The 12,542-nt window shown below is 72.3% G+C and carries 13 protein-coding genes; 9 read left to right on the top strand and 4 right to left on the bottom strand.

Features of this window, described 5'->3' with window-relative positions; all coding sequences use genetic code 11:
* Positions 1 to 2 precede the first annotated feature (2 nt).
* The gene (locus BFV98_RS18430) at positions 3 to 752 is read left to right on the top strand and encodes a 2-phosphosulfolactate phosphatase (RefSeq protein WP_030273407.1); all 750 of its coding nucleotides are present in this window, start codon (positions 3 to 5) and stop codon (positions 750 to 752) included.
* A gap of 91 nt (positions 753 to 843) precedes the next feature.
* On the opposite strand, the gene BFV98_RS18425 is transcribed toward BFV98_RS18430, so the two are convergent.
* The gene (locus tag BFV98_RS18425) at positions 844 to 3,156 is read right to left on the bottom strand and encodes a carboxypeptidase-like regulatory domain-containing protein (protein WP_071098926.1); all 2,313 of its coding nucleotides are present in this window, start codon (positions 3,154 to 3,156) and stop codon (positions 844 to 846) included.
* A gap of 160 nt (positions 3,157 to 3,316) precedes the next feature.
* Here BFV98_RS18425 and BFV98_RS31550 point away from each other — a divergent pair, with 160 nt between their 5' ends.
* The 5 genes from BFV98_RS31550 (at position 3,317) to amcA (ending at position 7,980) form a co-directional block, all read left to right on the top strand.
* The gene (locus tag BFV98_RS31550) at positions 3,317 to 3,670 is read left to right on the top strand and encodes a sterol carrier family protein (protein ID WP_041798746.1); all 354 of its coding nucleotides are present in this window, start codon (positions 3,317 to 3,319) and stop codon (positions 3,668 to 3,670) included.
* 168 nt (positions 3,671 to 3,838) lie between these two features.
* Positions 3,839 to 5,356, top strand: a complete 1,518-nt coding sequence (purF, locus tag BFV98_RS18420; protein ID WP_013283425.1) for an amidophosphoribosyltransferase — start codon at positions 3,839 to 3,841, stop codon at positions 5,354 to 5,356.
* 57 nt (positions 5,357 to 5,413) lie between these two features.
* Positions 5,414 to 6,568 carry a phosphoribosylformylglycinamidine cyclo-ligase gene (gene purM, locus BFV98_RS18415; protein ID WP_013283426.1) on the top strand — a complete coding sequence of 385 codons (1,155 nt, stop codon included), beginning with the start codon at positions 5,414 to 5,416 and terminating at the stop codon, positions 6,566 to 6,568.
* 127 nt (positions 6,569 to 6,695) lie between these two features.
* Positions 6,696 to 7,787, top strand: a complete 1,092-nt coding sequence (gene amcB / locus BFV98_RS18410; protein ID WP_174361756.1) for a cyclophane-forming radical SAM peptide maturase AmcB — start codon at positions 6,696 to 6,698, stop codon at positions 7,785 to 7,787.
* Positions 7,768 to 7,980: a multiple cyclophane-containing RiPP AmcA gene (gene amcA / locus BFV98_RS18405; RefSeq protein WP_013283428.1), complete on the top strand. Its 213-nt coding sequence runs from the start codon at positions 7,768 to 7,770 to the stop codon at positions 7,978 to 7,980. The genes amcB and amcA overlap by 20 nt, the downstream gene beginning before the upstream one ends.
* Positions 7,981 to 8,130: 150 nt before the next feature.
* Here the strand turns inward: amcA and BFV98_RS18400 are convergent, their stop codons facing one another.
* Together BFV98_RS18400 and BFV98_RS18395 are read right to left on the bottom strand one after the other, a co-directional pair.
* Positions 8,131 to 8,346 carry a DUF3073 domain-containing protein gene (locus BFV98_RS18400; RefSeq protein ID WP_013283429.1) on the bottom strand — a complete coding sequence of 72 codons (216 nt, stop codon included), beginning with the start codon at positions 8,344 to 8,346 and terminating at the stop codon, positions 8,131 to 8,133.
* Between the two features lie 291 nt (positions 8,347 to 8,637).
* Positions 8,638 to 9,720: a Glu/Leu/Phe/Val dehydrogenase gene (locus BFV98_RS18395; protein WP_047891887.1), complete on the bottom strand. Its 1,083-nt coding sequence runs from the start codon at positions 9,718 to 9,720 to the stop codon at positions 8,638 to 8,640.
* A 175-nt stretch (positions 9,721 to 9,895) separates the two neighbouring features.
* Here BFV98_RS18395 and BFV98_RS18390 point away from each other — a divergent pair, with 175 nt between their 5' ends.
* Positions 9,896 to 10,735 carry a hypothetical protein gene (locus tag BFV98_RS18390; RefSeq protein WP_013283431.1) on the top strand — a complete coding sequence of 280 codons (840 nt, stop codon included), beginning with the start codon at positions 9,896 to 9,898 and terminating at the stop codon, positions 10,733 to 10,735.
* Between the two features lie 256 nt (positions 10,736 to 10,991).
* A complete protein-coding gene (locus tag BFV98_RS18385; RefSeq protein WP_007073996.1) occupies positions 10,992 to 11,201 on the top strand; it encodes a BldC family transcriptional regulator in 210 nt (69 codons plus the stop codon).
* Positions 11,202 to 11,272: 71 nt separating this feature from the next.
* Here BFV98_RS18385 and BFV98_RS18380 read toward each other — a convergent pair whose 3' ends face one another.
* Positions 11,273 to 11,665, bottom strand: a complete 393-nt coding sequence (locus tag BFV98_RS18380; RefSeq protein ID WP_071097207.1) for a PPOX class F420-dependent oxidoreductase — start codon at positions 11,663 to 11,665, stop codon at positions 11,273 to 11,275.
* Positions 11,666 to 11,720: 55 nt separating this feature from the next.
* On the opposite strand from BFV98_RS18380, the gene BFV98_RS18375 reads away from it, so the two are divergent.
* Positions 11,721 to 12,500, top strand: a complete 780-nt coding sequence (locus BFV98_RS18375; protein ID WP_013283433.1) for a bifunctional 2-polyprenyl-6-hydroxyphenol methylase/3-demethylubiquinol 3-O-methyltransferase UbiG — start codon at positions 11,721 to 11,723, stop codon at positions 12,498 to 12,500.
* The last annotated feature ends 42 nt before the right edge of the window (positions 12,501 to 12,542 follow it).

Raw genomic sequence — 12,542 nt, 5'->3', positions numbered from 1 at the left:
CCTTGGCCGTCTTCGCCCAACCCGGCGCCGGTGCCCGGTTCGACTGGGGACTGACCGGGGCGGCGGAACTCGGCCGGGTCTGTGCCGCCCTGGTGGTGGTGGACGTGCTGTCGTTCACCACCGCCGTGGAGGTGGCGGTGAGCCGCGGCATGCGGGTGCACCCGTTCCCGTGGGGCGAGCAGGCCGCCGACTACGCCCGCCGGGTGGGGGCCGTGGCCGCTGTGGGCCGCCGGAAGACGACGACCGAACACCCGTGGTCGCTGTCCCCGGCGGCGCTGCGGGCCGCGCCGGTCGTCGCCGACCTGGTGCTGCCGTCACCCAACGGTTCGGCGATCAGCGCCGCTGCGAGCGCCACCGGAGTGCCGGTGGTCGCGGCGTGCCTGCGTAACGCACCCGCCGTCGGGCGCTGGCTGCGCGCCGAGGGGTACGGCTCGAAGGACGCCCCGGTAGGCGTGGTGGCGGCCGGGGAGCGCTGGCCCGACGGGTCGCTCCGGCCGTGCGTGGAGGACCAGCTCGGTGCGGCCTGCGTGCTCGACGCGCTCGCCGATGTGCCCGGCGGGCTCTCGGTGGAGGCCGCGATGGCGCTCGCCGCGCTGGCGAGCACGCCGGACGTGCCGGCAGCGGTCCGGGGATGCGTCTCCGGGCGGGAACTCGCCGAGGGCGGCTTCGCCGAGGACGTCACGGTCGCGACCGAGGTGGGCGTCTCCGACGTGGTGCCGGTGCTCCGCCAGGGCTACTTCGCCCCCGCCTGAGCACCGCTTCTGCTCCCGACCTGCGGGGCCCGCTGACGACTGTGGCCGCCCGCTGTTCGCGGGCGGCCACAGTTCTCACATCTGGTGTCTGTCAGTCGTCCAGCCAGTCGAGGCGTCGTCCGCTCCGGTCCGCCTGCCCGTCCGGTCGAGCGCGACCGGCCTGCGCCGGGTCGTTGGGGTAGCCGTTGTCGTAGCCGCCCCCGCGCTGCTGCGGCGGCTCCTGGCCGTAACCGCCCTGCTGGCCGTAACCGCCCTGCGGGTTCTGACCGTAGCCCTCGCCGTATCCGCCGCCCTGCTGGCCGTATCCGCCCGCCTGGTGACCGCCGTCGTAGCCGCCACCGGCTTTGCCGTAGCCGCCGGCCGGCGCGTCGCCGTATCCGCCCTGCTGACGAGTGCTGTCGTAGCCACCTGTCGCGCCGCTGTCGTAACCCCCGGCGCCCTTGTCGTAGCCGCCCTGGGACCGGCTGTCGTAGCCGCCGGCGGGGTTGTCGTAGCCGCCCGCGGGCGCGTCGCCGTATCCGCCCTGCTGGCGGGTGCTGTCGTAGCCGCCGGCCGGGGCGTCGCCGTAGCCACCGGCGGGCGCGTTGTCGTACCCGCCGGCCGGCGCGTCGCCGTAGCCGCCGCCCGCCGCGCGACCGCCGCCGTAGGCCGGGGCGTCGCCGTACCCGCCGGTCGGGTTGTCGCCGTAGCCACCGCCCGCGGCGTTGCCGTAGGCGCCGGTGGGCTCGCCGTACCCGCCCTGCTGGCGGGTGCTGTCGTAGCCGCCGGTCGCGCCGTTGTCGTAGCCGCCCGACGCGGCGCCGTAGCCACCGGCCGCGCCGTAAGCGTCGCCCTGCTCCGGGCCACGGCCGTACGGGGCCGAGCCGGCCTGGTCGTAGCCGCGGTCCTGCTCCGGCTGGTAGGTGCTGGTCGGGTACGGGTCGGCCGCCGGTGCGTACTGCGTGCTGTCACCGGTGTAGCGGCCGGTGGGCTCGTCGAAGCGCTCGTTGCCGTAGCCACCGCCCTGGGCCGCGTAGCCGGCCGCGCCAGCCGCGGCACCTGCGGCGTAGTCCGGGTTGCCGTAGCCGGCACCGGAGGAGGGTCCGTTGCCGTAGCCGCCGCCCGAGGAGGGCGCGTTGCCGTAGCCGCCCGCGCCGCCGTAACCGCCCTGGCCCGCTGCGTCGTCGCCATAGCCGTAGCCGCCCTGGCCGCCGCCCGCGCCGTACGCCGGGCCGGGCGGCGCGCCGTACGGGTCCGGCGGGACGTCGTCCACGACCGGCCGCTGGAGCATGGTGGGGGCGTCGCTGATCGAGGGGCCGCCGACCATCGTCGCGGCCGGGGCGCCCATGCCGTTCACCACGCGGGTCTGGTCGTCGGTGCCGTGGTACGCGCCCCGGGCCGCCGGGATCGCACCGGCCGCGCCGGGACCACCCGGACCGGTCGGTCCACCCGGACCGTCGCCGTCGCCGTCGTCGCCCTCGTTCTTGCGGCGCATGTAGAGCAGCACGATGGTGCCCACGCCGACGGCGACGAACAGGCCGCCGAGCAGGATGAGCAGCCAGGAACCGAAGCCGCCGGAGTCCTCGTTCGCGGCCGGCTGCTGCGCGGCGGGCGCCTCGGCCGACGGGGTGTCGGTCGCCTCCTCGTCGAGCGGCTCCTCGGACGGCGGGGCGGACTCACTCGCCGACGGGGTGGCGCTCGGGCTCGCCGACGCCTTCACCTGGATGCTGAGCCGGACGCCGGTGACCGACTGGCCGGCGTTCGCGTTGATCGACCGGGCGACCGGCGAGGCGCCGTCGGTGGAGGCGCCGAGGTCGATCCGGCCGGGCGCGATCGGGTTGGACTCGGAGCCGCTGAAGCTGAAGTTGCCGTTACCACTGGTGTTGGTGCGGCGTTCCTTGCCCGCGCTGTCGCGGAGCATGACGAGGGCGCCCTCGATCGGATCGCCGTCGGCGTTGACCACCTTGCCCGACACCGTCTTGACGGTCTGCGGCTGCTGCGACGGCGGTGCAGCAGCCCGCACCGTCAGCGAAAGTGCGGCGCTGTTCGAGTCAGTCGGCGTTTCTGCAGTGAACTGAACGTTTGCGCCATCGGTCGCCGACGCACCAGAGCTGGCCTTCAGCGTTACAGGCACGTTGCGCTGTCCGACCACAGCAACTGGCGCATTGCAGCCAGCGCTGCAGGTGACGCCTGATGGCAGTCCGGCCACCCTGATCGTGACCTGGGTCGGACCGGAGTCGGTGACCTTGACCCTCACCTGAATGGAGGCATCGCTGTCGGCGCTGATCGTCAGGGAGCTCGGGTTGACGCTGACTTCGGGGGGTTCCGCGAAGGCGGGAGCTGCGGGGACGGTGAGCAGGGCGCCGAAGACCAGCGCTACGACCACACCGGCCCGCTGCTTCCAGGCACGTCGGTGTGTTGACACGTCCACCGCCTTCCGGGTCTGATCCCCCCGTCGGCCGCTCGGCCGAGGTTGATCACTCACGGTACGAATAACGCCGTCGGCAACTATGCCTTGTCTGACCGGATCATCTCTACCCAGGGCCGCCGTCGGGCGGCCTTCTGCCGGGTCGTATCGTCCCGTCGTGTCCTCTCCGCACGCTTATTCCGAAGCGGTACGCGCCGCACTGGTGGCGCTGGACGAGGGGCGTACGCCCGAACGGCCGGTGCTCCGGGAGGCGGTCCGGACGCTCTTGGCTGCCCTCGCGGATCGCGCCCCCGGCCGATCGGTGGAGGTGCGCGTCCCACCCTACGGTGCGGTCCAGTGCGTGAGTGGTCCACGACACACCCGTGGTACGCCGCCGAACGTGGTGGAGATGGACCCGCCGACCTGGCTGGCGGTCGCCACCGGGCGCCAGGGATGGGCGGAAACGGTCACTGAGGGTCGCATCCGGGTTTCCGGGAACCGGGCTGACCTCTCCCCGTACCTCCCGATTTAGGCGTCGAGCAGGGCAAACTCTGCTCACGCTGAGCGGACGCTTCGTGACTGTCGGTGTCGACTGCTGGTCGCGTACACTGAGAGCCGACGACGGTCCCGGCCCATGCGTGCGGAGCTGCCCCCCTGACTCCGCCAGGCCAGTCCAGACCCCACTGCGAGGGAGCGGCAGGTGCCCCGAGGCGATGGCCGGCTGAGCCACGACCTTGACCCCCAGCGACCCGGCCCACAGGACGCGTGCGGCGTCTTCGGCGTCTGGGCGCCGGGTGAAGAGGTCGCCAACCTCACCTACTTCGGGCTCTACGCCCTCCAGCACCGCGGTCAGGAGGCCGCGGGCATCGCGGTGAGTGACGGCTCCGGTGTCGTGGTCTACAAGGATCTCGGCCTGGTCGCCCAGGTGTTCGACGAGCCGACGCTGGCGAGCCTGCGCGGGCACGTCGCGATCGGGCACGCGCGCTACTCCACCACCGGCGGCTCGACCTGGGAGAACGCCCAGCCGACCATCCGTGCCACGACCGCCGGCACCACGATCGCGCTGGCGCACAACGGCAACCTGGTCAACACCGCCGAGTTGCAGCGCGAGGCCGCCGTGCGAGGGCTCGACTCGGACGGCTCGACGAACGACACCTCGCTGGTCACCATGCTGCTGGCGAGCCGGCCCGACCTGTCGGTCGAGGCGGCCGCGCTGGAGGTGCTGCCGCAGCTGCGCGGCGCGTTCAGCTTCGTCTTCATGGACGAGTCGACGCTCTACGCGGCGCGCGACGCGCACGGCGTACGCCCGCTGGTGCTCGGCCGGCTCGAACGCGGCTGGGTGGTGGCGAGCGAGACCGCCGCGCTGGACATCGTCGGCGCGAGCGTGGTGCGCGAGGTCGAGCCGGGCGAGCTGATCGCCATCGACGAGAACGGGCTGCGTTCCAGCCGGTTCGCCTCGCCCGAGCCCAAGGGCTGTCTCTTCGAGTACGTGTACATCGCCCGGCCGGACGCCACCATCGCCGGCCGCAACGTGCACGCCGCGCGGGTGCAGATCGGCCGCCAGCTCGCCAAGGAGCATCCGGTCGAGGCCGACCTGGTGATCCCGGTGCCGGAGTCCGGCACGCCGGCCGCGATCGGCTACGCCGAGGAATCAGGCATCACGTACGGCCAGGGCCTGATGAAGAACCCGTACGTCGGTCGCACGTTCATCCAGCCCTCGCAGACGCTGCGCGCGCTCGGCGTCCGGCTGAAGCTGAACCCGCTGCGGCAGAACGTACGCGGCAAGCGCCTGGTGGTGGTGGACGACTCGATCGTGCGGGGCACCACCCAGCGGGCGATCGTCCGGCTGCTGCGCGAGGCGGGCGCGCTGGAGGTCCACGTCCGGATCTCCTCGCCGCCGGTGAGCTGGCCCTGTTTCTACGGCATCGACTTCGCCACCCGCGCCGAGCTGCTCGCCAACGGGCTCGACAACGACGGCATCCGGCGGTCCATCGGCGCCGACTCGCTCGGTTACGTATCGCTGCCCGGTCTCATCGCCGCGACCGAGCAGCCGAAGAGCCGGCTCTGCCGGGCGTGCTTCGATGGGGAGTACCCGATCGAACTGCCGGCCGGGAACCTGATCGGCAAGCACGTGCTCGAAGGAGTGGGACGCCGGGTCGCCGCCGAGGCGGCCGGGCCGACCGGTCCGCTCGTCGCCACACCGACCCACCACCCGTAGCACCACCGACGCGGGTCCGGCCGCTCCGGGCCCGCGGGAACCACAAAGGGGAGAACCGTGACGCACGTGTCCGAGCGCAGCGGCGCAGGATCCAGCCCGACGGGCGCCGGCGGCGACCGCCAGCCCTGGTCGGCGGGTTCCGGCCGGACGCAGCGCAAACGCTCGGTCTCGTACGCCGACGCCGGGGTGTCGATCGAGGCGGGCGACCGCGCGGTCGAGCTGCTCAAGTCGAAGGTCAAGGAGACCCGGCGCCCCGAGGTCATGGGTGACCTGGGCGGCTTCGCCGGCCTGTTCCGGCTGGACACGAAGAAGTACAAGAACCCGATCCTGGCCTCCTCGACCGACGGCGTGGGCACCAAGCTGGTGATCGCCCAGCAGCTCGACATCCACGACACGGTCGGCATCGACCTGGTCGCCATGGTCGTCGACGACCTGGTGGCCTGCGGCGCCGAGCCGCTGTTCCTGCTCGACTACATCGCCACCGGCGAGGTCGTGCCGGACAAGGTCGCCGAGATCGGCGCGGGCATCGCGGACGGCTGCCGGTACGCCGGCTGCGCGCTGCTGGGTGGCGAGACCGCCGAGCACCCGGGCGTGCTGCGCCCCGACGAGTACGACATCTCGGCCACCGGCGTCGGCGTGGTGGAGGAGAGCGAGATCCTCAGCCCGGAGCGGGTCGAGGTGGGCGACGTGGTGATCGCCATGCGCTCGTCCGGCCTGCACTCCAACGGCTACTCCCTGGTCCGGCACGTGCTGCTCGGCGCCGGCCGGATGCGGCTGGACGTGGTGATCGACGACTTCGGCCGCCAGCGGACGCTCGGCGAGGAGCTGCTCACCCCGACCAAGATCTACGCACAGGACTGCCTCAAGCTGATCGCCGAGGCCGAGGTGCGGGCGCTGGCCCACGTCACCGGCGGCGGCATCCCCGGCAACCTGGTCCGGGTGCTGCCCGAGCACGTCGACGCCGTGGTGAACCGCTCCACCTGGAAGCCGCAGCCGATCTTCGACCTGATCCAGTCCAAGGGCCGGATCGAGGACCCGGAGATGGAGGCGACCTTCAACATGGGCGTCGGCATGTTCGCGATCGTCTCCGCCGAGGACGCCGACCGCGCGCTGGCCACCCTGACCGGCCGGGGCGTGGACGCCTGGCAGGCCGGCGAGATCATCGAGGGGTCCGGCAACGTGCAGATGGTCGGGCAGCACACCCGAGGCTGATCACCCTGCGCCGATCGGCCGGGCACTTTATCGGGGGTTCACCCGAGCGGTCGCCGCGGCCTAGCCTGGAGGTTCGGTTTTCAGGCAGGCGGGGGAGGTGCTGATGGCTGCGCGCACGCCCGGAGGGATGCGGGGCATCTCTGCCGTCCCGTCGTACGTGGTGATGCAGCCGACGACGCTGTGCAACCTCGACTGCGCCTACTGCTACCTCCCCTTCCGGGCGGTCGACAGGCGGATGCCGGTGGCCGTCGCCGAGGCGGTGGCGGCGTCGGTGAACCCGTGGGCGGCGGGCGGTCGCTTCTCCGTGGTCTGGCACGGCGGGGAGCCGCTCGCTGCGGGCCGGGAGCACCTGGCCGCGCTGCTGGCGCCGTTCGGGCCCGACGTCGAGCACCACGTGCAGACGAACGCCACCCTGATCGACGACGCCTGGTGCGCGTTCTTCGCCGAGCACCGGGTGCGGGTCAGCATCAGCGTGGACGGGCCGCGGGCGCGCAACGGCGAGCGGGTCACCCGGGGCGGGCGGCCCGCGTACGACCGGATCGTGGCGGGTGTGGCGGCGCTGCGCCGCCACGGCCTGCCGTTCTCGGCGCTCGCGGTGGTCTCGCGGCCGGAACCGGGCCTGGCGACCGAGCTGTACGACTACTTCCTCGACCTGGGCTGCGACGTGCTCGGCGTCAACATCGAGGAGACCGAGGGCGTCAACACCCGGACGAACGCGCGCGACGAGGGCGCGGTCACCGGGTTCTGGGCGGAGCTGGTGGCGGCCTGGCGCCGGGATCCCCGGATCCACCTGCGTGAGGTGGAGTGGTCGCTGCGGTACGCGGGCGCGGTCCTGGCCGGCACCGCCGACGACCTGCTGCCCCGGAGCCTCGACCCGATCCCGACGGTCGGGCACGACGGCTCGGTGGTGGTGCTCTCGCCGGAGCTGGCCGGCTTCACCGACCCCCGGTACGGCGACTTCGCCAGCGGGAACGTGCTGACCACGCCGCTGGGCGACATCCTCGCGGGCGCGGCCGGTACGCCGTGGGTGGGCGAGTTCCTCACCGGCGTGGAGGCGTGCCGGGCGTCCTGCGCGTACTTCGGGTTCTGTGGCGGCGGGCACGCCGCCAACCGCTACTTCGAGCTGGGGCGTTTCGACGGTACGGAGACCGAGCACTGCCGTAACAGCAAGATCCGCCTACTGGAGGGAGTGTTGGAGCATGCCCGAGACCATCAGTGACACCGACCGGGAGGCGGTCGCCGACCGGGTGCGGGACGCCGCTGCGGGGCTTACCGCTCTGCTTCGGGAGGCGGAGGCGGCGCGGCTGCTGCGGGCGGAGGTGTCGGGCGGCGACGGCGCCGACGCGGTGTGCGCGTGGAACCACTTCGAGAACATCCCGACGTTCTACAACTGGAACAACCGGCCACGCTGAGGGAACGGTTCCGCGATCAAGGACCTGCCGGCGCGTCGGAGCGGGCGCCCCGGAGCGCCGGCAGGTCCCTGATCGTCGGTCGTACGCCGGCTCAGCAGAGCACATGCGTGAGCACGCGGGGGTTACCGCGTGCTCAGATGTGACCGGAGGTCAGCGGGTCGGACGAGCCCAGGTGTCCGGGTCGTCGTCCGCGTGGTCCTCGTCATCGTCGTCGACATACTCTTTGTAGTCGTCGTCGAAGTTGTGCTCAGACTTTCCACTACCCGCCAGTTCGCGCTGCAAGGCGGTTAGGTCGGTGTTCGGGGAGTGGTACTTCAACTCCCGGGCCACCTTCGTCTGCTTGGCCTTAGCACGGCCGCGCCCCATGGCTCGACCCCCTCGCACAGAATGCGGGGCAGCCCGAAGGCGGGCCCCGATGACGTCAGGCATCTCTCGTGGCTCTTACGGTACATGGGGATGCCATCGTTCGGCACCTCGGGTCACCGTCGACCGGACCTGCGCGTCGCAGTGGTCCAGCCGTCACAAAGTGTACCGGGTAAGGGGTAAGCCCCGGGGCTGGCCATGACACCGGACATACCGGTACTAACGAGCCCGAGAATCAGCTTAACGCGCGCCGCCTCCGGGGGTGGAGCGCCGCCCCGCCCCCGGAGGTGAGCTTCACCGCAGATGGATCGTGCGCAGCCGGCCGACCTCGGCCATCCGCCGCTCGGCGAGCCGGTCCGCGGCGACCGCCGGCGGCACGCCCTCGTCGTCCGCGAGCTGGAGGATCTGCCGGGTGGTGTCGAAGATCCGGGTCGCGCGCAGCTTGGCCCGGTCGAAGTTGAAGCCCTCGATCTCGTCGGCCACCTGGATCACGCCACCGGCGTTCACCACGTAGTCCGGCGTGTAGAGGATGCCCCGGTCCGCGAGCACCTTCTCGATGCCCGGGTGGGCGAGCTGGTTGTTCGCCGCCCCGGTGACCACCTTCGCCCGCAGCACCGGCACGGTGTCGTCGTTCAGCGCGCCGCCGAGCGCGCACGGGGCGTACACGTCGATGTCGGAGGTGACCAGCGCCTCGGTGTCGTCGACCAGGGTGACCTGCGGGTGGGTGGTGCGCGCCCACTCCAGGGCGCGCGGGCTGACATCGGTCGCCACGACCTCGGCGCCGTCGTCGAGCAGGTGGGCGGTCAGGTACTTGCCGACCTTGCCCAGCCCGGCCACGCCGACCCGGCGGCCGGCCAGCGTCGGGCTGCCCCAGACGTGCTCGGCGGCGGCCCGCATGCCCTGGAACACGCCCCAGGCGGTGAGGATCGAGGAGTCGCCCGCGCCGCCGTGCTCCACGCTGCGGCCGGTCACGTAGCGGGTCTCCCGGGCGATCACGTCCATGTCCGCCACGTAGGTGCCCACGTCGCAGGCGGTGTAGTAGCGGCCGTTCAGCGACTCGACGAAGCGGCCGTACGCCCGCAGCAGCGCCTCGCTCTTGATCTGCTCGGGGTCACCCCAGATGACCGCCTTGCCGCCACCGAGGTCGAGGTTCGCCAGGGCGTTCTTGTAGGCCATGCCGCGGGAGAGGTCGAGCACGTCGGCGAGGGCCTCGGCCTCGCTGGCGTACGGGTAGAACCGGGTGCCGCCGAGCGCGGGGCCCAGCGCGGTCGAGTAGATCCCGATGATCGCCTTCAGGCCGGACTGCTTGTCCTGGCAGAACACGACCTGCTCATGCCCCGTGGAGACGGGGTCGTCGGTACTGGCGAATACGCCCATGGCTGACTCCTGTGTCGGTGTGCGCCCTTGTGGGGCGCGGAACCCGGGTGGCACGCCGGCGGGATGCTGCCGGTGTCGTTGAGCCTAATATCGGCCCGAACCGTACTGTCGCGCATGTCACGCCACGGGCCCGAGGGCGGCGACGGGCGGTCCCGTCTCGTGGGAGGATCGCGCCGTGCCGTCGCTCTTCGCTTCATACCTGCGCGTGTACGAGCCGCTGACCGCCTTCGACCGGGACCGGCAGTCGTACTGGCGCCGGTACGTCAGCGAGGGCCGCGCGATCGCCCCGTTGGAGGGGCCGGTACGGCAGCGGACGGCGGTGATCGAGGCGCTCGGCGCCGGCTGGACCCGGCTGCCCGACCTGCCCGACGAGGCGTACGTCCTGGAGTCCGACGACGCGCTGCTGGTCTGCCCCTGGAACCTGCGTATCCGGGTCGCCGAGGCGGCGCTGAGCGCCCGCGACGGCGTGCCCTCGGTGCTGGCCGACGCGTTCGTGCCGCCGGTGCTCGCCGGGCAGGCGAAGGCCGTGGTGGAGGACTGGCGCAGCGGCGCCCGGGTGCTGGAGCACGGGGTGCCCCGGGTGCACGAGCAGATCGCCACCTGGGGCGTGCCCCTGCGCTGGTTCGTGCTGTTCGAGGCCGGCGAGCGGCACCTGGTCACCGAGCCGGAGCGGCGGGCGCTGCGCTACCGCACCGAGATCTCCAAGGCGCGCCGCCGGGCGTCCCGGGCGCTGTCGGTGCTGCGCAAGTCGATCGGCGAGGCGCCCATCACCGAGGCGGTCGAGGAGGCGGCCCGGTGGCTGGAGGAGTTCCACCCCCGCTCGGTGGTCGAGCTGGACTACGGCGGCCTGGTGCAACTGCTGCCGGACGAGACGCTCGAAGCCGACGACTCGACCGAGCTGGTGGCCACCGGACTGTCCGGACTGGGCCGGGGCGAGGCCGAGGAGGCGTCCGCCGCGTACGACAAGCTGGTCGCCCGCTGGCGCGCGGTGCAGCTGCTCGAACGGTGCAACTGACGCCCGGTTTGCCCTGCTAAGTGGCCTTAGACACGAGAGTGTCTCGTAGTTGATGCGTCACGAACCGTGATCATGAGTCCGAATAAGGTAGTTTCTGCGGCATAAAAGTCGTAAAAATCGGGCATGCTTCATCCGTCCGTCTAGGGACCTTCAGCCGTTCGGCCCATGTCGGACATCGGGGACTAGCCGGACCATGGGAGACGCGTCGGCCGGCGGGACCCCGGCCGATGTCTATACATGTGGAGGAGTGACCCCGATGGCATCGCGAACGCACGAACCTGAGCCGCTACTCACACCGGCCGAGGTGGCGTCGATGTTCCGTGTCGACCCGAAGACGGTGACCCGGTGGGCCAAGGCTGGCAAGCTCAGTGCCATCCGGACCCTGGGCGGCCATCGCCGCTACCGCGAGTCGGAGGTTCGGGCCCTGCTGCAGGGGCAGATCCCCCAGCAGCGCCAGGGAGACTGACGAACCGGCGTTCTCCGGCGTTCCGATCAAGGGCGGTGCCGTCGCGGCGCCGCCCTTGATCGTGTCCGGACTCAGTCGCGCCTCGGACCGTCCAGCACGATCCGCAGCCCCACAGTGCCGCGCTCACCCCGGCGCAGCCGGCTGCCCAGCAGGCTCAGCCGCCCGATCAGCCGGTACTTCTGCTTGAGCAGCCCTCGGACCCGGTTCGTGCTCTCCGGGTCGGCGATCGTCGCGTGACCCGGCACCGCCTCGCCGTGCGGCCGGCCGCGCACGTCGCACGGGGCCACCGTCACCCGGCCGTCGCGCCGGATGCGCTTCACCTTGCCGGAGTCGGCCACCGTCCACACCGCCAGCCCGTCGCCGTCGCGCACCGCCCACACCGGAGTCGGCACCGCCCGGCCGTCCTTGCGGAACGTGGTGAGCAGGACGTACTTCTCCGCCGCCAGGCGGTCCAGGTCGGTCACGCCGCCAAGGATACGGCGGCGACGGCGCCGCCGACCCCCGGATAGCGTTGCGGGCATGACCGGGGAACCCGAGATCGGCGACGTGTTCGGCGAGATGATCCGCGACGCGTACGCGGTCGCCACCGGGATCGGACCGCGCCCGATGGCCGGCGGTCGCCTACCCCGCCCGGTCATCGAGATCATCGAGCGCGACGACGGGCTGGTCAACGGCGCGCCCGCCGAGCACTACCTGGACCCGCCGCAGCGGTGGCAGCCGCACGACCACCGGGCCGTGGACCGGGTACGCGGACATGTGCTCGACGTCGGCGTCGGCGCCGGCCGGATCGCGCTGCATCTCCAGGACCGGGGCGTACCGGTCACCGGACTGGACACCTCGCTCGGGGCGCTGCGGGTCAGCCGGCACCGGGGCGTACGCGACCTGGTGCACGGCACAGTCGACGAGCACGCCGCCGACGGCCGCCGGTACGACACGTTCCTGCTGCTCGGCAACAACCTGGGACTGTTCGAGGGGCGGGAACGCGCCCCGGCGATGCTGGCGGCGCTCGCCGCGCTGGCCCGTCCCGGCGCCCGGGTGATCGCCCACGGCACCGACCCGTACGGGACCACCGACCCGGTGCACACCGCCTACCACGAGCGCAACCGCCGGCGGGGCCGGATCGGCGGGCAACTACGGCTGCGGCTGCGCTACCGGCTGCTCGGCACCGACTGGTTCGACTACCTGGTCTGCTCGCCCGAGGAGTTCGCCGAGCTGGTCCACGGCTCACAGTGGCGACTGACCGACGTGGACGACACCGACCACCCCTACTACCTCGCCACCTTGGAGCTGCGGCGTTAGGAAGGGCCCCTTTCAAGCGCCTAGGCGTTAAGAAGGGGCCCT

This window comes from Micromonospora sp. WMMB235 (assembly GCF_001855515.1).
Classification (GTDB): Bacteria; Actinomycetota; Actinomycetes; order Mycobacteriales; family Micromonosporaceae; genus Micromonospora; species Micromonospora aurantiaca.
Note: the sequence above shows the minus strand (reverse complement) of the source record. Positions and strands in the feature narration are given on the sequence as shown.

What these genes read in the sequence shown, in the direction of transcription:
- amcB (WP_174361756.1), top strand. Translation starts at nt 6,696, where the DNA reads ATGCGGGGCATCTCTGCCGTCCCGTCGTACGTGGTGATGCAGCCGACG.
- amcA (WP_013283428.1), top strand. Translation starts at nt 7,768, where the DNA reads ATGCCCGAGACCATCAGTGACACCGACCGGGAGGCGGTCGCCGACCGG.
- BFV98_RS18400 (WP_013283429.1), bottom strand. Translation starts at nt 8,346, where the DNA reads ATGGGGCGCGGCCGTGCTAAGGCCAAGCAGACGAAGGTGGCCCGGGAG.
- BFV98_RS18395 (WP_047891887.1), bottom strand. Translation starts at nt 9,720, where the DNA reads ATGGGCGTATTCGCCAGTACCGACGACCCCGTCTCCACGGGGCATGAG.
- BFV98_RS18385 (WP_007073996.1), top strand. Translation starts at nt 10,992, where the DNA reads ATGGCATCGCGAACGCACGAACCTGAGCCGCTACTCACACCGGCCGAG.
- BFV98_RS18375 (WP_013283433.1), top strand. Translation starts at nt 11,721, where the DNA reads ATGACCGGGGAACCCGAGATCGGCGACGTGTTCGGCGAGATGATCCGC.